This is a genomic window from Cellulomonas sp. URHE0023 (assembly GCF_000688475.1).
In the GTDB taxonomy this organism is placed as follows: Bacteria; Actinomycetota; Actinomycetes; order Actinomycetales; family Cellulomonadaceae; genus Cellulomonas.
The window spans coordinates 381,067-399,080 of sequence record NZ_JIAN01000006.1; the positions used below are offsets into that span (position 1 = coordinate 381,067).

The window sequence follows — 18,014 nt, forward strand, 5'->3', positions numbered from 1 at the left end:
GTCAGCCGCGGGCGGGCTCGGGCAGCCGCACCAGGATGCGCCCGCACTCCTCGCACCGGACGACCTGGTCCTCCGGCGCCTTGCGGATGGCTTCGACGTCGAGCGGGTTGAGCTCGAGCCGGCAGCTCTCGCACCGCGCGCCGCGCAGCGCACCCGCACCGCGGCCCCCCAGCTGGGCTCGAAGCTTCTCGTAGAGGGTGACCAGCGCAGCGTCGAGCCCCTCGACGGCCGCAGCGCGTTCGGCTCGGACCTTCTCGGCATCGGCGTCGAGCGCTGCGAACGCGGCGTCACGCTCGACCTCGACCGCCGCACGGCGCGAGGCCAGCGAGTCGTGCGCGGTCGTCACCTCGGCGAGCGCGGTCTCGTGGGCCTCGAGCCGCTCCATGACGTCCAGCTCGACCTCCTCGAGGTCGGACTGCCGGCGCCCGAGCGCGACGAGCTCGCTCTGGAGTGCCTGCAGGTCCTTCGGGCTTCCTTGCCCGGAGTCGAGGCGAGCCTGGTCCCGGGCTGCGCGAACCCTGACCTGCTCGACGTCGCTCTCCGCCTTCGTGAGCTCGCGCTTGAGGTCGCCGACCGCGGTCCGGCTGGTGACCAGTGCCGTGTAGAGGTCACCCACCTGGGAGTCCAGCTCGACGAGGCGCGCCAGCTCCGGCAGCGTCCGCCGCTTGTGCGCGATCTGGTCCAGTCGCGTGTCGAGGTCCTGGACGTCGAGCAGTCGGCGCTGGTCCGCTGCGGGGGCTGTGGTCACGGGTGTCCTTCGTTCGAGGCGTGTGGTGCGGTCTGCACGGGGCTCGCGACGCGACCCGTCCACGGGTCGGTGCTCAACGTGCTGACGCGCGTCTCAACCGTAGTCCCCGCGGCGGTCGCATCGTGCTCCAGAGCGCGGGCGGCGTGCGCGAGCCAGGGCCACTCCGACGCGAAGTGCGCGACGTCCACGAGGAAGGGCCTGCCGTTCTCGTGCGCGGCCCGCTCACGCAGCTCCGACGCCGGGTGGTGGCGCAGGTCGGCCGTCACGTACGCGTCGACGCCGGAACGTCGTACGGCGTCGAACAACGAGTCGCCGGATCCGCCGACGACGGCGACCCGCTCGACGCGCCCGTCCGGGTCGCCGGCGAACCGGATGCCCTGTGCGGTGGAGGGCAGCGCCTCCGCGACGACGGCCGCGAACTGCTGAAGGGTCGTCGGGGCCGTCAGACGCCCGACCCGACCGATGCCCGTGGACCCGGGCCACGACGCGAGCTCCAGAACGTCGAACGCCGGCTCCTCGTACGGGTGCGCGGCCCGCAGCGCAGCCACGATCTCCGGTCGCAACCGCCGCGGCGCGACCATCTCGACCCGCGCCTCGACGACCCTCGCCGCGGTGCCGATGGAGCCGATCGTCGGGTTCGCTCGTTCCGAGGGCGTGAACGTGCCCTCCCCCGTCGACGTCCACGCGCACCGCGTGTACTCGCCGATCGCCCCCGCCCCGGCCGTCGCGAGCGCGTCGACGAGCCGCTCAGCGGCACCGACAGGAACGAAGACCACGTGCTTGTCGAGCGGCTCGGCCGGCGCAGCCTCCAGCGGTGTCGTCTCGACGAGCCCGAGAGCGTCGGCCAGAGCGTCCGCAACTCCCCCGGTCGCTGCGTCGGCGTTCGTGTGGGCGGTGAAGAGCCCGATGCCGCCGAGCACGAGCCGATGCAGGAGCGCGCCCTTGAACGTCGACGCAGCGATCGACTGGACCGGCTTCAGCAGCAGTGGATGGTGGGTCACGACGAGGTCCGCACCCCATGCTGCGGCCTCGTCGACGACCGCTGCGACGGGGTCGACGGCGAAGAGGACCCGCGCCACGGGCTGCGACGGGTCACCGGTCACCAGCCCGACCGCGTCCCAGGACTCGGCCGTCGCGGGCGGGTAGCGGCGTTCGAGCAGCCGCACGACGTCGGCCAGGGTCGCAGCGGTCACGTCTGCACGTTACCCAACCCGGGCCTCGTGGCCGACGACGACCGGCGAGCGGTTCCGAGCTCGGCGCTGTACAGCGCCCGGCGCGGAACGGGCTTCAGGATGCGGGCGGTGCGGCGACCGAGGCACCCTCGACGAGCCTTCCCCGGACCCACACCTGCTCGATCGCGCGCGCCGGTTCCCGCATCGTCGCGAGGAGGACCCGGGCCGTGCTCTGCGCGATCTCCGACACGGGCTGGACGATGGTGGTCAGCCGCGGGTTGTAGTAGTCCGCCACATCGAGGCCGTCGAACCCGACGAGCGACACGTCGGCCGGCACGGATAGGCCCGCCTCGATGAGCGCACGCCCGGCGCCGATGGCGGCCGTGTCACACACCGCGAAGAACGCCGTCGCACCGGCTCTGCCGCTCTGCAGCCAGCGCTGCGTCGACTCGTAGCCGTTGCGCATGGTGTACACCTGCCCCTCCACGACGGACGCGACCACGAGCGACTCGTCGAACGGCACACCCGCGTCCTGCAATGCCGCTCGGTACCCGGCGAGACGCAGAGCCCAGGCATGCTCCCTGTCGGGCTCCTCGCCTGCGCCGACGAACGCTATCCGGCGGTGCCCCCGGGAGATCAGGTGCGCCGTGAGGTCACGAGCACCGGCGTGGTCGTCCACCGAGATCGAGGAGTGCTGCGCCGCGCTCCCCGAGTAGTCGGGAGTGGTGCAGAAGACCATCGGCACGTCGATCTCGCCGAGCCGTCGACTCAGCTGCGCCGACGCCTCGCGATCAGCGCTGCCGTACCGGCCGAGGAAGACGACGCCGCCGAACTTGCCCTCCCGCACGATCCGCTCGACCAAGCCGGCGTGGTCGTTCTGCGTGTCGGCGACGTGGGACAGGGTGACGTCGTACCCGGCGTCGGCGAACGCCACCTCGAGGTGCTGGAGAACCTCGATCAGCAGCTGACCGAACTCGCCTTGGATGAAGACCGCGATGGTGTCGGTCGAACCGATCTTGAGGCGCCGTGCACTCGCATTGGGGACGTAGCCATATTTCTCGGCCGCGGCCCGGATTCGGGTTCGCGTCTGCGGGTTGACGTCGGAACGGTCGTTCATCGCGCGCGACACCGTCGAGACGGCCACGCCGCAGATGCGCGCCAGCTCCTTGATGGTCATCTCGGACACGGCGAACCTCCTCTGCGAATGGCGTCAGCCCTTGACTGCGCCGGCGACGACACCGCGGATGATGTGACGCTGGCTGGCCAGGTAGAAAACGATCACGGGGATCATAGCCAGCACCAGGACGCCCATCATTGCGCCCATGTCGACCGACCCGTATCCGCCCTTGAGGTATTGCACCGCGATCGGGATCGTCTTGTAGTTCTTCAGGTCGAGCGTCAGGTAGGGCAGCAGGTAGTCGTTCCAGAGCCACATCACCTCAAGAATTGCGACGGTGATCACGGCGGGCTTCATGATGGGCAGGACCACGAGGAAGAATGTGCGGACCGGGCCACAACCGTCGATCGTGGCGGCCTCCTCGATCTCGTACGGAATGCCCTTCACGAACCCGGTGAAGACAAAGACCGCCAGTCCGGCTCCGAAACCGAGGTAGATGATCCACAGCCCGAACGGATTGCTCAGTCCCAGGTAGTCGGCAAACCACGAGAGCGTGAACATCACCATCTGGAACGGCACGACGAGGTTGAACAGGAACGTCGTGTACAGCGTCTTGGCGTAGATGTTGTCCATCCGCACGATCCACCAGGCCGTCATCGACGTGCAGGCCAGGATCAAGACGGTCGAGCCGACGGTGATCACGAGCGACCAGCCGAACGACGAGAAGAAGTCGCTCAGGTCGATGCCGCGCACATAGTTGTCCCACCCGACGAAGCTCTCCGCGTCCGGAAGCGAGAACGGCTCGGAGGCGATGTAGACCTTGCCCTTGAACGAGTTGATGAGCACGAGGGCGATCGGGTACAGGTACGCGATCGCGATGAGCGTGAACACCGTGGTCCACAACCAGGGACGGCGCAGCTTGTCGATCACGCGATGGCCTCCTTCGAGCGGGCAAAACGGTTCTGCGCGAGCGCGAGGACCGCGACGATGATGAGGAAGACCACGGCCTTCGCCTGGCCGACGCCCTCGAACCCGGGGCGGCCGTAGAAGGTGTTGAAGATGTTGAGCGAGAGCAGCTCGGACAGACGTGACGGCGCACCGTTGGTCAGCGCCAGGTTCTGGTCGAACATCTTGAAGCCGTTGGTGATCGTCAGGAACGTGCACACCGTGATCGCCGGCATGACGAGCGGGATGACCACGCTGCGCAGCCGTCGCGAGGTGGAGGCTCCGTCCATGTCGGCGGCCTCGAGCAGCTCGGTGGGGATCGACTGAAGTCCAGCGATGTAGATCACCATCATGTAGCCGATCTGCTGCCAGCACATGAGGACGACCATGCCCCAGAAGCCGTACTCGGGGCTGAAGGTGATCGAACGCGCCCACATCGCCAGCAGACCGTTGAGCAGAAGCAGCCAGATGTAGCCGAGGACGATCCCGCCGATCAGGTTCGGCATGAAGAACACCGAGCGGAACGCATTGCGCCCACGGAACTTCTTCACCAGCACGTAGGCGACCGTGAAGGCGAGGACGTTGATGAGCACGGTCGTCACGACGGCGAATGCGGACGTGTACCAGAGCGAGTGCAGGAAGACATCGTCGCCGAACAGCTTCTTGTAGTTGTCCAGGCCTACCCAGGTGCTGTGCGTGACCGTGCGGAAGTCAGCGAAGGACAGGTACACACCCAGGACGAACGGGATGACGAAGCCGATGATGAATGCCAGCACCGTCGGTCCGGTGAACAGCCAGCCCCATCGGGCCAGGGACTTCTTCATGAAGAGCGCTCCTTGCGGGACCGGCGTGGACGGATGCGATCGTCCACGCCGGCCCAGCCGCGGGAGGCCGAGGCCTCGGTGAGGGGCAGGACAGGTCAGCCGTTGGCCAGCTCGTACTCGCTCGCCCAGCCGTCGACGAACGCCGTCTCCACGCCGTCCCACTCGCCGGTGCCCTGCGCGTACTGCAGCAGGGCCTGGCCGACGCCGTTCTTCCACTCCTCCGACGGCATGACCGTGAAGTTCCACGAGACCGCCGTCTTGCCGGCGGCCGTGTACTCGGCGTCGGCCTGGACGAACGGGTTCGACGGCAGGTAGTCGGCGAACGTGTTGAACGGGGTCACGAAGCCCATGGTGTTGGCGAGCGCGTCGCGTCCCTTGTCGGACGTGATGACCCACTCGAGGAAGTCCTTGGTGGCCTGCTGGTCGGCGTCGGACGCCTCGTTGTTGACCACCCAGTAGTTCTCCGAGCCGGTCGTCAGGCCCTGCTTCTCCTCGCCGTCGGCGCCGATATAGATCGGCAGCATGCCGAGGTCCTCGTCGGAGACGGACTGGCCCTTGATGTCGTTGTAGGCCCAGGTGCCGTTCTGGTAGAACGCCGCCTTACCCAGGGCGAAGTCGGCGTTCGCGTCCTCGATCGTCTTGCTCGACAGGAGCGTGGGCTCGGTGGTCGAGTTGTTGATGTAGAGGTCGAAGATCTTCTTGTAGCTGTCGAGGTACTCGTTCGTCACGGTGGCGGGCTGCCCCGTCACGTCGTCCGCCTTGAACTGGTAGTACAGCGGCAGGTTGGCGAGGTGCGTCTTGAACCGCCAGTCCGACGACGAGTCGAAGCCCGCCGACGTGAAGGCGCCGTCGATGCCGAGCGCGTCCTTCTGAGCCTGCATGCCCTCGACGACGGCCTTGAGCTTGTCGAAGTTGTCGATCTCGTCGATCGAGGCAACGGCCGCACCGGGCAGGGCGATGTAGTCGTTCACCAGCTTCTTGTTGACGATGATGCCGTACGTCTCCATGACGTACGGGATCGCCAGCACGGCGTCGTCGTCACCGGTCAGGGCGATCGACTGGTCGTTGAGGTCCTTGTAGACCGCCGTGTCGGACAGGTCTGCGGCGAAGTCCTTCCACGTGGCCAGACCGACCGGGCCGTTGACCTGGAACAGCGTCGGAGCGTCGCTCTTGGCCATCTCGGACTTCAACGTGGTCTCGTACGTCCCCGATGCCGCCGTCTGCACGTCGACCGGCACCCCGGTCTCCGTCGTGTACTCGGCAGCCAGCGCCGTCCAGTCCTCGGCCTGCTCGGGCTTGAAGTTGAGGTAGTAGACCTTGCCGCTGGCGCCGCTCGAGTCGGAGCTCGCGTCGTCGCCGCCGTTGCTGCAGCCGGTGAGTGCACCCGCCATCGTGGTCAGGGTGATGCCGGCGGCGAGCATGGTCGCCATCCTGCGGTTGATCATCGTCTAAGGCCTTCCGTCATTGGATAGGGAGACGCCCACATGCCGATGCGTCGATGCGGCGGCACGAGAGACAATCTTCGGAAACGATTCCGTGCCTCTGCGGCGAGAGCATACGGGCACGTTTCCGGTCCGCGCAACGCCGCCGAACGGGGTACTGGCCGCGTCGTCAGTCGCGGTCGACCTCGGCCTGCATCAGGAGCGGGGCCATGGCGCGCTCGATCAAGGGCGTCGAGGCGAACACCGCGAGCGGATAGCCGAGCAGGAGCAGGAGGGCGACGATCTGCGGCATGTACACCCAGGTAGCGACGATGACCGCGATGACCCCGAGCTGCGTCGCCGCGACACCGACCGCCAACGGCAGGCTGCCGACCGCGACGACCGTCGCGTTGCGGATCATCCGCAAGGCGCTGTTCTCGAAGCGCGCCTGCATCGCCCAGATCAAGGGCCACACGAGCATGTACACGCCCGTGACCAGCGTTTTTACGACAGCCAGTCCTGCAATAGGGAGAAAGAGCCAGCTCGCCAGGACGGCCACGCCGACGGCACCGACGACGAGCCACAGCAGCGTCGCCCCGGCCAGGTTGGCGCGGAACGACCGACGGAAGGTGCGCGCAGCGCCGTCGTGGTCGTCGCCCGTCTGCAGGCGGCGCGCGGTGTCGTAGGCAGCGGTGAGACCGGCACCGAACGTGACCACCGGCAGCGCGCTGAGCACGAGCAGCAGGTTGACGACGACGATCTCACCCAGCGTCTCCGCCGCGTTCCAGAGTGGCGCCCCACGCTCGAAGAGACGAGAGATCACGCCCTAAGACTAGCGGCCGACCGCGTGTGGCCGGAACCGGTTCCCGCCGCGCTGACCGCATACGTTTCCGGTGCGGCCGGACCGATGGCCCGACACGTTCGTCACGTCGGACGGCTAACCGGCGCGGACTTCCTGACCGACGGCCAGCGTGCCGACCCGCACAGGCACCATCTGGATCCCGAACCACACCTCGCCGTCGCGGCGCCTGTGCCGAGCGAGCGTCCGCAGTGGCTCCTTGCCCGTCCGGAGCGAGTCCGGGTCGATCGTCGTGAGCACGCACCGGCCGCAGGTGTCCGCGAACCGCAGCTCCACGTCACCGACCGTCACGCTCGACCAGCCGTCCTCCTCGAACGGTTCCAGGTCCCCGTCGATGACCAGGTTGGGCCGGAACCGGCGCATGTCCATGAGCTCCCTGGGTTCGGGCGACGGACGACCGCTCTCGAGAGCGGTGAGGACGAGCTCGTCGTGGACCTCCGCGGCCCAGGTATCGAGCCGCGCCAGCGAGGCCGTCGTCGTGACGTGGACCGGGCCCGTGTCGCTGAGGGCCAGGGGGTCCTCGAGGCTGCCGCCGTGCCGGTCGGACATCCCCCGGCGTCGCGGGTCGTCCAGCCAGACCAACCGCACCGAGCGACCGAGCAGCTCGGAGCACCACTGCGCAGCCTCCACGCCGGCATGAGTTGCGACAGAGACCCGGGAGAGCTCCACCGGGACGTCTGGCTCCCCGTCCGGCTCCGCCACGGTGATCGTCGGAAGCCCGGCACCGGAGAGCTGCACGCCCTCGTCCACGACCTCTGCCCGGGCCGCCAGCATCCGGGGGAACTTCCGGGCGGTCAGCGTCTGACCGTCGTCGTCCACGAGCATCCACCGCCGGTCACCGCGCGGACCGGAGACGTCCACCCTCATGTGCGACAGCGGCGAACCCGCGAAGGACTTCACCGGATAGACGGTCAGTGCGGACACGACGGGCATCTGCGGACAGTAACAATCGGGCGTCGCCGGACCCGGCGCCGACCAAGGACCGGCGACTACGCGAGCTGCTGGACCCGGCGCTCGACCTGGGCCCATGCCTGCATCGAGACCCCTGGGTGGGCGGACCTGTCGATGTCCGCCAGCGCCGCCGCTGTGGCGTCGACGGTCTGACGAACGACGCGCAGTGCCCTCGCCGGCGCAAGACCCCACGACGCGCCCTCGGCGACCAGGTCGTCGACGGTGATCTCGGCGATCGCCCGGCGCCCGGCGATGTCGAGGGCGAGCAGCCCTGACGAGACGCCGGTGTGCTCGTGCATCGACACGTCGTACGCGGGCGCCAGATCCACCCGTGCGCCGTCGTCGTGCCGCAGGAACGAGTGGTTCTTCGCGTGCGCGTCCGTGTTCCCGACCAGCACCGTGAACGTCGCGAGCCGAAGGAGCGGGTCCGGCGTCGAGCCCCCGTCCGTCAGCACCGCCGCGGCCGCCGAGTACGAGGGCAGCGCCCGTCCGCGTTGGAACTTGCGGTCGGGGTCTGCCGTCGACAGGCCGAGCGCCTGGGCGAGGTCCTCCTGGTGGATGCGACGTACGGCGCCGCCGTCGGCCACGCGGTCGTACCGCTGCACGACGATGGCCCGGACGTGCGCGAACCGCTCGACCCCGGCCTGCACGCTGGTGAGTCCCACGCGCCGCGCGAGGTCGAGCGCGGCCGCCTCGGTGTCGATCAGGTCCCGAGTGGCCGATCCGTCGGGTCGGGAGAGCTTGAGGATGTGTGTCGACGGCGCTCCACCGCGCACCCGCGCCCAGCCGTGCGCTGTCCTCGCGAGCGCGACCTTGGGTTCCATCCCCGCGAGCGAGGTCAACGAGTCGAGTCGGTTGCCCCCTCCTCCGTGCCGCGCCGCGTGGGTCAGCATCTCGGCGATCTCGTCTGCGTCGACGGGCTCCAGACGGCCCGTCGTGGCGGGGTCCGGGGCGCCCTCGTCCACGAGCACGACGGCGCCGGCGGTGTCCTTGCCGTAGACCGCGAGCATCGCGAGGGTGTCGTCGGGGTCGATGCGGTGCTCGGCGGCCATGGCGCTACGGGCGCGGCCTTCGGGCAGCAGACCTTCGAGCCAGGCGCGCACCCGTGCGGGCTGGGCACCTTCGGCAGTCCCGATGGGCAGCAGGTGCGAGACGACGCGGCTGCCTGTCCCCCAGCGGCGCACCGCCTCCTCGCTCCAGGTCAGCGACATCCCCGACCGCTGCGGGTGCACGGTTGCGGCGCGTGTCCCGTAGAGCCAGACGTCCAGGACGTCATTCACCGCTGCTCGACCCGCAGCACGACCCCTAGCTCACGGAGCACGGCGAACAGCCGGTCGGTGTAGAGGCTGGGCTTGCCCTGCTCGATCTCGTTGACGTACCGCCTCGAAATCCCCAGCTCGTCGGCAAGCTCTGCCTGGGTCAGCCCGCGGGCCGACCGGGTCTCGCGCAGGAAGCGACCCAGGTCGCTCGGGCGGGTCACCCACGCCCATGGCTTGTCGTCGCTCATCGAGGTCTCCGTGTCACCATATCCGCACATCCGGTACTGGTAACGATATCGTTACCTAGACGCGATGTCACCATATGGTGGCGTTGAACTCCTGGTGGGCCCGGCCGGTTTCGAACCGGCGACCTCCGCGGTGTAAACGCGGCGCTCTAACCAGCTGAGCTACAGGCCCCTGACGACGACGGGCGGTCAGCCTACCGGTCAGGCGGCGGCGAGTGCCGCGACAGCCGAACGGTACTCGGACAGCTCGCGCGCACGACCGGGCGGGTTGACGACGGACCAGCGCACGATGCCCTCACCGTCCACCAGGAAGCTGCCCCGCACGGCGTGCCCCTTGGCCTCGTCGAAGACGCTGTAGGCGCGGGCGACCTCGCCGTGCGGCCAGAAGTCCGACAGCAGGTCGAAACCGAAGCCCTCCTGGGCCGCCCACGCCCGCAGCGAGTGCCTGGGGTCGCACGAGATGACTGCGACGTGCACCCCCGCCTGCTCGAAGTCGGCGATGTTGTCACGCAGCTCGCACAGCTCACCGGTGCACGTGCCCGAAAACGCGAACGGCACGAACACGAGAACCGCAGGGCCCCCGCGCAGTCCGCTCAAGGTCACGGGAGTGCCGTGCGTGTCGGACAGGGAGAAGTCGGGAGCGAGGTCACCGACGGCCGGATGCGCCATGTGGCGACCCTAGCAACGCTCAGCAGCCAGGGCCCTCGGGCGCCGGCCGAGGTCGCCTGCACCGGCGACCCTCACCACCTCAGCGGCCGCGGCCTCGGGCGGCGAGCCGGGTGGCAGACCAGTCGGCAGCCACCGACAAGGTGCTCATCGCGTGCAGACCGGACGTGGTCGCAGCCTCTTCGATGTCACTGTGCGACACATGGCCGGGACGGCCGGCCTTAGGGGTGAGCACCCAGATCGGACCGCTGTCGTCAAGAACAGTGAGGGCGTCGACGAGCGCGTCGGTGAGGTCCCCGTCGTCCTGCCGGAACCAGATCACCGCGCCGTCGGTGACGTCGTCATAGTCCTCGTCGACGAGGTCGGTGCCGGTGATGCCTTCGAGGCCTGACCGCAGCGTGTCGTCGACGTCGTCGTCGTAACCGAACTCCTGGATCACCTGTCCCGCGGCGAAACCCAGACGAGACGCTGCGTTCGCGGCGTCGTCCGTGGTGGATGACACGTCTGACCGATCCCTTCCCTCGCTCGCCCCGGGCCGGGGCGACGCTTCCTGATGCCAAACCGTAGCCCACCGCACGGGGGCCTGGTCTGGCAAGACACGGCGCCCGGACCACCTCGGCTCGACCGGTGTCACGGACGTCACGCGGCAGTTCCTGCTACTCGGTGTGACTTTCGGGCCTCGGGGGTCCGAGAATGGGGTGCACTACCCGCACCCAATCGCACAGCGCCTACCCGGGCGAGTGCGGCGGGGCAGGGCACAGATGCGCCGCCGATGCCGACCGGGCTCGTGCGCGCGGACGAGACGCAAGGAGCGCAGGTGGCTTCGATCGACGAGACGGGTCCGCTCATCGGCGGCCTGCTCAGCCAGGTTCCGGACATCGACCCGGAGGAGACCGGCGAGTGGGTGGAGTCCATCGACGGACTCATCGACGAGAAGGGCGGTCCCCGCGCGCGGTACGTGCTGCTGAGCATGCTGCAGCGCGCCCGACAGCGGAACGTGGCCATCCCGGCCTCGCTCAACACGCCCTACGTCAACACCATCGCGGTGCACGACGAGCCGTACTTCCCCGGCGACGAGGCGCTCGAGCGGCGCTACCGCTCCTGGATCCGCTGGAACGCGGCCGTCATGGTCACGCGGGCACAGCGACCGGGCGTAGGCGTCGGCGGGCACATCTCGTCCTACGCGTCGGTGGCGACGCTCACCGAGGTGGGCCTCAACCACTTCTTCCGCGGCAAGGACCACCCCGGCGGCGGTGACCAGGTCTACTTCCAGGGTCACGCCTCCCCCGGCGTCTACGCCCGCGCATTCCTCGAGGGGCGCCTGTCGGAGCACCAGCTGGACGGGTTCCGTCAGGAGCTGTCGCACCCGGGCGGCGGTCTGCCGTCGTACCCGCACCCGCGTCTCGCGCCGGACCTGTGGGAGTTCCCGACGGTCTCGATGGGCCTCGGCCCGTCGTCGGCGATCTACCAGGCCTGGACCAACCGGTACCTGCACCTGCGCGGCATCAAGGACACCAGCCAGCAGGACGTCTGGGCGTTCCTCGGCGACGGCGAGATGGACGAGCCCGAGTCGCGCGGCATGCTGCAGCTGGCGGGCCAGCAGGGTCTCGACAACCTGACGTTCGTCGTCAACTGCAACCTGCAGCGGCTCGACGGACCGGTGCGTGGCAACGGCAAGATCATCCAGGAGCTCGAGGCGCAGTTCCGCGGTGCGGGCTGGAACGTCATCAAGGTCGTCTGGGGTCGCGAGTGGGACGCCCTGCTCAACGCCGACAAGGACCGGGCGCTCGTCAACCTGATGAACACGACGCCGGACGGCGACTTCCAGACGTTCCGTGCCGAGAACGGCGCCTTCATCCGCGAGCACTTCTTCGGTCGCGACCCGCGGACCAAGACGCTGGTCGAGAAGATGACCGACGACGAGATCTGGGCGCTCAAGCGCGGCGGTCACGACTACCGCAAGATCTACGCCGCCTACAAGGCCGCCCGCGAGCACACGGGTCAGCCGACGGTCATCCTGGCCCACACGATCAAGGGCTACGGGCTGGGCTCGGGCTTCGCCGGGCGCAACGCGACGCACCAGATGAAGAAGCTCAAGGGCGACGACCTCAAGACCCTGCGGGACTCGCTGCACATCCCGATCACGGACGAGCAGATCGACGCCAACCCCTACGTGCCGCCCTACTACCACCCGGGGACCGAGGACGAGGGCATCCAGTACATGCTCGAGCGCCGCCGCCAGCTCGGTGGTTTCGTGCCGGAGCGTCGTACGACGCACAAGCCGCTGACCCTTCCGGACGACAAGGTCTACGAGGGTCTGGCCAAGGGCTCAGGTCACCAGGAGGTGGCCACGACGATGGCGCTCGTGCGCCTGTTCAAGGACCTGGTCCGGGACAAGGAGTTCGGTCACCGCCTGGTGCCGATCATCCCTGACGAGGCGCGCACGTTCGGCCTGGACTCGATCTTCCCGAGCGCCAAGATCTTCAACACGAACGGCCAGAACTACATGGCCGTGGACCGCGAGCTCATGCTCTCCTACAAGGAGTCCGAGTCCGGCCAGATCATGCACACGGGCATCAACGAGGCCGGCAGCGCGTCGGCGTTCCAGGCGGTCGGGACGTCCTACGCGACGCACGGCGAGCCCCTGATCCCGTTCTACTTCTACTACTCGATGTTCGGGTTCCAGCGGACCGGCGACCAGTTCTGGGCAGCCGGCGACCAGATGGTCCGCGGGTTCCTGATCGGTGCCACGGCTGGTCGTACGACCCTGACCGGTGAGGGGCTCCAGCACGCGGACGGGCACTCCCCGCTGCTCGCCGGGACGATGTCGCACGTCGTGCACTACGACCCGGCGTACGGGTACGAGATCCGGCACATCGTGCGCGACGGCATCGAGCGGATGTACGGCGATGCCGGTGGTCGCGACCGTGACGTCATCTACTACCTCACGGTGTACAACGAGCCGATGCTGCAGCCGGTCGAGCCGGACAACGTGGACGTCGAGGGCATCCTGCGCGGCATCCACCTGGTCTCGCCGGTCGAGGGTGACGGGCCGCGCGCCCAGATCCTCGCGTCGGGCGTGGCGGTTCCGTGGGCCCTCGAGGCCAAGAAGCTGCTCGCCGACGACTGGGGAGTCCGGGCTGCGGTCTGGTCGGTGACCAGCTGGAACGAGCTGCGGCGCGACGGCCTGGCCGCCGACCAGCACGCCTACCTGCACCCCGGCGAGGAGGAGCGCGTCCCGTACCTCACGCAGAAGCTGCAGGGGGCCGAGGGACCGTTCGTCGCGACGACGGACTACGACCACCTCGTCGCCGACCAGGTGCGCGCCTGGATCCCCGGCACGTACGCGACGCTGGGCGCCGACGGCTTCGGGTTCTCGGACACCCGGGCCGCGGCACGCCGGCACTTCAAGATCGACGGTCCGTCCACCGTGGTGCGTGTGCTCCAGCAGCTCGCGCGCAGCGGGGCGGTCGGACCCGAGGTGCCCGCGCAGGCGATCGAGCGGTACCGCCTGCACGACGTCACAGCAGGTACGTCCGGCAACGCCGGTGGCGAGAGCTGACCCTCTGACCTGCGAGACGACGAAGGCCCGGGCGAACGTTCGCCCGGGCCTTCGTCGTGCGGTCGGACTCAGGTCCCGGGGATGTTCTGCTCGGCGTGCGCGAGCTCCCGGCCCAGCTCGCCCCTGAGCTCTGCGACTGCCGCCTGATCGGGATACAGGTCCAGGGCGGCGATGTGCTGCTTGGCCTCGAGCGGTCGCCCGGCCTCGATGGAAGCGAGCACGAGCTGGCGTGCGACCTCGGGGTCGTGCTCGCGCGGGCGCCAGTGGCCCACGCCGAGCCCGATCGCGTCGACGGGCATCCCTGCGCCGCGCAGCAGTGCAAGAGCCTCGACGAGCGCCTTGCCGGACGGGTCCCGCTCGGCCGCCGTGGTGAGCCGGCGCAGCGTTCCCTCGTGGTCGTCGCTGACCGACAGGCGCGCGACCTCGATGAGCGGGTACCAGGCCCGTGGGTTCCCGGCGAGCTCCTCCCCGAGAGCCCAGACCGCGAGGTCCGCGGCGTGCTGACGTTCGCTCTCGTCGGGGGGCGCGGCCAGCGGGTCCTCGTCGGCCACCGTGGAGTCCGCAGCCCGGCGACGAACGATCTCGGCGAGGGCGACGAACGCTCGCTCGTTGTTCGGGTCGTCGCTGAGCATCGACCGAAGGGCGTCCTCGTGGAGCGTGTCCCCACGGCGCGCTGCGGTCGTCGGACGGCGTGCACCAACCCGCGACGCCGAGGACGGCCGTCGCATGAGCTGACGCAGACGGGGCAGGAGTGCCATGCAGCGACCTTATCCGTATGGGACGAACCGCACCGGCTCGACGCGGCTCCGACACGGTCGAGCACACCTCGGCGTTTGTCGACTTCCCACAATCGGGACCCTATGCTCGCCCCATGTCCAGCACCCTCGACGGGCAGGCCACCCCGCCTCCAGCACCCCCGTCCCGTCCCCGACGCACCCCGCCGGCACGAGTTCGGACTCCTGCTCTGGAGGCCCGCGGAGGGCCAGAGACGCAGCGGCGCGTACGCGAAGGCGCGGGGCTGCTCTCCGCGGCAGCGATGCGACGGCTCGACGAGGACCTGGAGTGGTACCGCCAGCTGCCGGCCGAGGACCGCTCCTGGGTGGGTCTGATCGCCCAGGCCGGGATCACCGCGTTCGTCACCTGGTTCGCCGAGCCGACCCGTCCCCCGCACGGTGTCGGGGACATCTTCGCCACCGCACCACCCGAGCTCACCCGGTCGATCTCGCTGCAGCACACGCTCCAGCTCGTACGCGTGGTGGTCGACGTCGTCGAGATGAACAGCGACCGCCTCGCAGCCCCGGGCGACGAGCGAGAGGTCCGCGAAGCCGTCCTGCGCTACTCGCGCGAGGTGGCGTTCTCGGCCGCCGAGGTCTACGCCCGCGCCGCGGAGATGCGTGGCGCATGGGATGCGCGGCTCGAGGCGCTCGTGGTCGACGCTCTCGTCCGGGGCGACGCAGACGACGCTCTCAGGTCCCGCATCGCGGCCCTCGGATGGAGCGGACGAGGATCGACGCTGGTCATGGTGGGCACGACGACGTCCGCGCTCGATGACGTGCGGGCCGCCGAGCTGCGCCGGGCGACCCGCCGAACGGCCGACGACGCGCTCGTCGGCATCCAGGGCGACCGCCTTGTCGTCTTCCTCGGCGGCGAGGGCGACCTCCGTGCCGCCGCAGCGACCCTGCTCCACCGGTTCGGCCCGGGCCCCGTGGTGATCGGACCGGTCGTCGGTGACCTCAGCGACTCGGCCCGGTCCGCCCGCGCGGCGCTCTCCGGGCTCCTCGCGGCACCCGCGTGGGAGCAGGCACCGCGACCGGTGCAGGCCGACGAGCTGCTGCCCGAACGCGTGCTCATCGGCGACGAGACGGCCCGCAGGACGCTCGTCGCCCAGGCGTACGCGCCCTTGGCGGCCAGCCAGGGATCGCTGCTCGAGACACTGTCGGCGTACCTCGGCACCGGGCGGTCGCTCGAGGCTGCGGCTCGGACGCTGTACGTGCACCCGAACACGGTTCGCTACCGTCTGCGCCGCGTCTCCGACGTGACCGGCTGGGACCCGTTGGACGCCCGCGAGTCGTACGTCCTGCAGACCGCGCTCGCGCTCGGGAGGCTCGACGCCGCGAGCGTTCCGTCGTAGGGGTCTTTTGTAGGAGACGCACAAGGGCGTCGGAGAAGGTTGGTGCACGCCGTGACCAGGTTGGGCGGCGTCAGGAAGGAAGAGTGAGCACGTGCTCGTCGTCGTCTGCCCGGGTCAGGGCGCCCAGTCCCCCGGCATGCTCGCCCCGTGGCTCGAGCTGCCGTCCGTCGTCGAGTCGATCGGGAGGGCGTCCGAGACGTCAGGGCTCGACCTGGTCGGCCACGGCAGCACGTCCGACGCCGACACGATCCGAGACACGGCCGTCGCCCAGCCGTTGCTCGTCGCATCAGCGCTGGCCAGTCTGCGCGCGGTTCTCGACATCGCCGCCGACTCAGCGCTCGGTCCGGTCGCAGAGCCGCTGCTCGGCGCGACCGCGGGCCACTCCGTGGGAGAGCTGGCTGCGGCGGCCATCGCAGGCGTGCTCACGGACGACGAGGCCCTGCGACTGGTCGCGGTGCGGGGTGCAGCCATGGCGCGCGCCGCTGCGGTGACGCCCACCGGCATGAGCGCCGTGCTCGGCGGAGACGCCGACGAGGTCCTCGCGCTGCTCGCTCAGCACGGGCTCGTACCCGCGAACGTCAACGGGGGCGGGCAGGTCGTGGCAGCCGGCACGCTGGACGCCCTGGCTGCGTTCGCAGCCGCTCCCCCGGCCAAGGCACGCGTGATCACGCTGCAGGTGGCCGGCGCGTTCCACACCGAGCACATGGCCCCAGCGGTCGCGGAGCTGCGGGCCGCGGCCGCCGACGTGTCGCCCGTCGACCCGCTGGTGCCGCTGCTCACCAACTCCGACGGATCCTTCGCGACCTCGGGTGCCGAAGCGCTGGCGCTGATCGTCGCGCAGGTCGCGAACCCGGTCCGCTGGGACCTCTGCCAGGCAACGCTCCAGCGGCACGGCATCACGGGCCTGCTCGAGGTCGCGCCGGGCGGCGTGCTCACCGGTCTGGCGCGGCGTACGCTGCCCGGGGTCGAGACCGTCGCCGTGAAGACCCCCGCTGACCTTGATGCCGCACGCGACCTGATCCGTCGGCACGCTGGAACCCCCGCGAACACCATCCCCGCAAGCAGCCTGGAGAACCCGTCGTGACCCGTCCCACCCTCACGCAGGCCACCGGACCGGCGCACACCCGCATCCTGGGCCTGGGCGCCGTTCGCGGCGAGAACGTCGTCACCAACGACGACATCGCCGGCCCGATCGACTCATCCGACGAGTGGATCCAGCAGCGGACCGGGATCGTGACCCGTCGGCGTGCGTCTGAGGGCACCGACGTGATCGACCTTGCCGAGGAAGCGGCCAACCTCGCGATCAAGGACGCAGGCCTCACCGCCGCGGACATCGACGTGGTGATCCTGTCGACCGTCACGTACTTCCACCAGACACCCGCGGGCGCGGCGATCATCGCTGACCGCATCGGCGCGTCCCCGGCCGCAGCGTTCGACATCTCCGCCGCCTGCGCCGGGTACTGCTACGGCATCGGTCAGGCCGACGCGCTGGTCCGCGCCGGCACCGCTCGGAACGTGCTGGTCATCGGCGCGGAGAAGATGAGCGACTTCATCGACCCGACCGACCGCAGCATCTCGTTCCTGCTGGGCGACGGCGCCGGTGCGGTCGTCATCGGCGCGTCGGACACGCCCGGCATCGGCCCGACCATCTGGGGTTCCGACGGCAGCCAGGCCCAGGCGATCCGGCAGACGCACTCGTGGCTCGCCACGCGCGACGAGGGCCTCGGCTGGCCCACGCTGCGCCAGGAGGGCCAGAGCGTCTTCAAGTGGGCGGTCTGGCAGATGGCACCGGTCGCGCAGAAGGCGATGGACGCCGCCGGGGTGACCGCCGACCAGATCGAGGCGTTCATCCCGCACCAGGCGAACATGCGGATCATCGACCAGATGATCAAGACGCTCAAGCTTCCCGAGTCCGTCGTCGTCGGCCGGGACATCGCCGACACCGGCAACACGTCCGCGGCATCGATCCCCCTGGCCACCGAGCGCCTGCTTCGCGAGGGCCAGGTGTCCAGCGGCGCGCTCGCCCTGCAGATCGGCTTCGGCGCCGGTCTCGTGTACGCCGCACAGGTCGTGGTCCTGCCCTGACACCGCTTGCGGTACGGCCCCCGCTGTAC

Annotated in this window: 17 protein-coding genes and 1 tRNA gene; 4 read left to right on the plus strand and 14 right to left on the minus strand. The window is 69.6% G+C overall.

Annotated elements, in window-relative coordinates:
- Position 1: 1 nt before the first annotated feature.
- From N553_RS25080 to N553_RS0111110, 13 genes are all read right to left on the minus strand, one after another.
- On the minus strand, positions 2-748 hold the full coding sequence (locus tag N553_RS25080; RefSeq protein ID WP_028046568.1) for a zinc ribbon domain-containing protein: 747 nt from the start codon (positions 746-748) through the stop codon (positions 2-4).
- Positions 745-1,941, minus strand: coding sequence for a Nif3-like dinuclear metal center hexameric protein (locus N553_RS0111055; protein ID WP_028046569.1), 1,197 nt, complete (start codon positions 1,939-1,941; stop codon positions 745-747). The genes N553_RS25080 and N553_RS0111055 overlap by 4 nt, the downstream gene beginning before the upstream one ends.
- A 94-nt stretch (positions 1,942-2,035) precedes the next feature.
- Positions 2,036-3,097 carry a LacI family DNA-binding transcriptional regulator gene (locus tag N553_RS22300; RefSeq protein ID WP_231505269.1) on the minus strand — a complete coding sequence of 354 codons (1,062 nt, stop codon included), beginning with the start codon at positions 3,095-3,097 and terminating at the stop codon, positions 2,036-2,038.
- 33 nt (positions 3,098-3,130) lie between these two features.
- The gene (locus N553_RS0111065; protein ID WP_028046570.1) at positions 3,131-3,967 is read right to left on the minus strand and encodes a carbohydrate ABC transporter permease; all 837 of its coding nucleotides are present in this window, start codon (positions 3,965-3,967) and stop codon (positions 3,131-3,133) included.
- Positions 3,964-4,806, minus strand: coding sequence for a carbohydrate ABC transporter permease (locus tag N553_RS0111070; RefSeq protein WP_028046571.1), 843 nt, complete (start codon positions 4,804-4,806; stop codon positions 3,964-3,966). The genes N553_RS0111065 and N553_RS0111070 overlap by 4 nt, the downstream gene beginning before the upstream one ends.
- 95 nt (positions 4,807-4,901) lie before the next feature.
- Complete coding sequence (locus N553_RS0111075; protein ID WP_028046572.1) at positions 4,902-6,251, minus strand: ABC transporter substrate-binding protein; 1,350 nt, start codon at positions 6,249-6,251, stop codon at positions 4,902-4,904.
- A gap of 166 nt (positions 6,252-6,417) precedes the next feature.
- A complete protein-coding gene (locus N553_RS0111080) occupies positions 6,418-7,050 on the minus strand; it encodes a DUF624 domain-containing protein (RefSeq protein ID WP_028046573.1) in 633 nt (210 codons plus the stop codon).
- Between the two features lie 114 nt (positions 7,051-7,164).
- Positions 7,165-8,019 (minus strand): MOSC domain-containing protein, encoded by an 855-nt coding sequence (locus N553_RS0111085; protein ID WP_034621801.1) that lies wholly within the window; start codon positions 8,017-8,019, stop codon positions 7,165-7,167.
- Between the two features lie 56 nt (positions 8,020-8,075).
- Positions 8,076-9,317 carry a type II toxin-antitoxin system HipA family toxin gene (locus N553_RS0111090; protein ID WP_028046575.1) on the minus strand — a complete coding sequence of 414 codons (1,242 nt, stop codon included), beginning with the start codon at positions 9,315-9,317 and terminating at the stop codon, positions 8,076-8,078.
- The gene (locus N553_RS0111095; RefSeq protein WP_028046576.1) at positions 9,314-9,544 is read right to left on the minus strand and encodes a helix-turn-helix domain-containing protein; all 231 of its coding nucleotides are present in this window, start codon (positions 9,542-9,544) and stop codon (positions 9,314-9,316) included. Before N553_RS0111095 ends, N553_RS0111090 begins: the two co-directional genes overlap by 4 nt.
- 92 nt (positions 9,545-9,636) lie before the next feature.
- Positions 9,637-9,713: transfer RNA gene (locus tag N553_RS0111100), tRNA-Val, on the minus strand.
- Between the two features lie 29 nt (positions 9,714-9,742).
- Entirely contained in the window at positions 9,743-10,210 is a 468-nt protein-coding gene (locus tag N553_RS0111105) for a peroxiredoxin (protein WP_028046577.1), read from the minus strand.
- A gap of 79 nt (positions 10,211-10,289) precedes the next feature.
- Positions 10,290-10,709: a DUF3052 domain-containing protein gene (locus tag N553_RS0111110; protein WP_028046578.1), complete on the minus strand. Its 420-nt coding sequence runs from the start codon at positions 10,707-10,709 to the stop codon at positions 10,290-10,292.
- A 315-nt stretch (positions 10,710-11,024) separates the two neighbouring features.
- On the opposite strand from N553_RS0111110, the gene aceE reads away from it, so the two are divergent.
- Positions 11,025-13,769, plus strand: a complete 2,745-nt coding sequence (gene aceE, locus N553_RS0111120; RefSeq protein ID WP_028046888.1) for a pyruvate dehydrogenase (acetyl-transferring), homodimeric type — start codon at positions 11,025-11,027, stop codon at positions 13,767-13,769.
- Between the two features lie 68 nt (positions 13,770-13,837).
- Here aceE and N553_RS0111125 read toward each other — a convergent pair whose 3' ends face one another.
- Positions 13,838-14,527, minus strand: coding sequence for a hypothetical protein (locus N553_RS0111125; RefSeq protein ID WP_028046579.1), 690 nt, complete (start codon positions 14,525-14,527; stop codon positions 13,838-13,840).
- 113 nt (positions 14,528-14,640) lie between these two features.
- On the opposite strand from N553_RS0111125, the gene N553_RS0111130 reads away from it, so the two are divergent.
- The 3 genes from N553_RS0111130 to N553_RS0111140 all read left to right on the plus strand — a co-directional run bounded on the left by N553_RS0111130 (position 14,641) and on the right by N553_RS0111140 (position 17,985).
- A complete protein-coding gene (locus N553_RS0111130; protein ID WP_028046580.1) occupies positions 14,641-15,900 on the plus strand; it encodes a CdaR family transcriptional regulator in 1,260 nt (419 codons plus the stop codon).
- A gap of 91 nt (positions 15,901-15,991) precedes the next feature.
- A complete protein-coding gene (locus N553_RS0111135) occupies positions 15,992-16,984 on the plus strand; it encodes an ACP S-malonyltransferase (RefSeq protein WP_028046581.1) in 993 nt (330 codons plus the stop codon).
- Positions 16,981-17,985 carry a beta-ketoacyl-ACP synthase III gene (locus N553_RS0111140; protein ID WP_028046582.1) on the plus strand — a complete coding sequence of 335 codons (1,005 nt, stop codon included), beginning with the start codon at positions 16,981-16,983 and terminating at the stop codon, positions 17,983-17,985. The genes N553_RS0111135 and N553_RS0111140 overlap by 4 nt, the downstream gene beginning before the upstream one ends.
- The last annotated feature ends 29 nt before the right edge of the window (positions 17,986-18,014 follow it).

Excerpts from the sequence above, each read along its gene's own strand:
- N553_RS22300 (WP_231505269.1), bottom strand. The coding sequence starts at position 3,097 with ATGACCATCAAGGAGCTGGCGCGCATCTGCGGCGTGGCCGTCTCGACG.
- N553_RS0111070 (WP_028046571.1), bottom strand. The coding sequence starts at position 4,806 with ATGAAGAAGTCCCTGGCCCGATGGGGCTGGCTGTTCACCGGACCGACG.
- N553_RS0111075 (WP_028046572.1), bottom strand. The coding sequence starts at position 6,251 with ATGATCAACCGCAGGATGGCGACCATGCTCGCCGCCGGCATCACCCTG.
- N553_RS0111085 (WP_034621801.1), bottom strand. The coding sequence starts at position 8,019 with ATGCCCGTCGTGTCCGCACTGACCGTCTATCCGGTGAAGTCCTTCGCG.
- N553_RS0111095 (WP_028046576.1), bottom strand. The coding sequence starts at position 9,544 with ATGAGCGACGACAAGCCATGGGCGTGGGTGACCCGCCCGAGCGACCTG.
- N553_RS0111105 (WP_028046577.1), bottom strand. The coding sequence starts at position 10,210 with ATGGCGCATCCGGCCGTCGGTGACCTCGCTCCCGACTTCTCCCTGTCC.
- N553_RS0111125 (WP_028046579.1), bottom strand. The coding sequence starts at position 14,527 with ATGGCACTCCTGCCCCGTCTGCGTCAGCTCATGCGACGGCCGTCCTCG.
- N553_RS0111130 (WP_028046580.1), top strand. The coding sequence starts at position 14,641 with ATGTCCAGCACCCTCGACGGGCAGGCCACCCCGCCTCCAGCACCCCCG.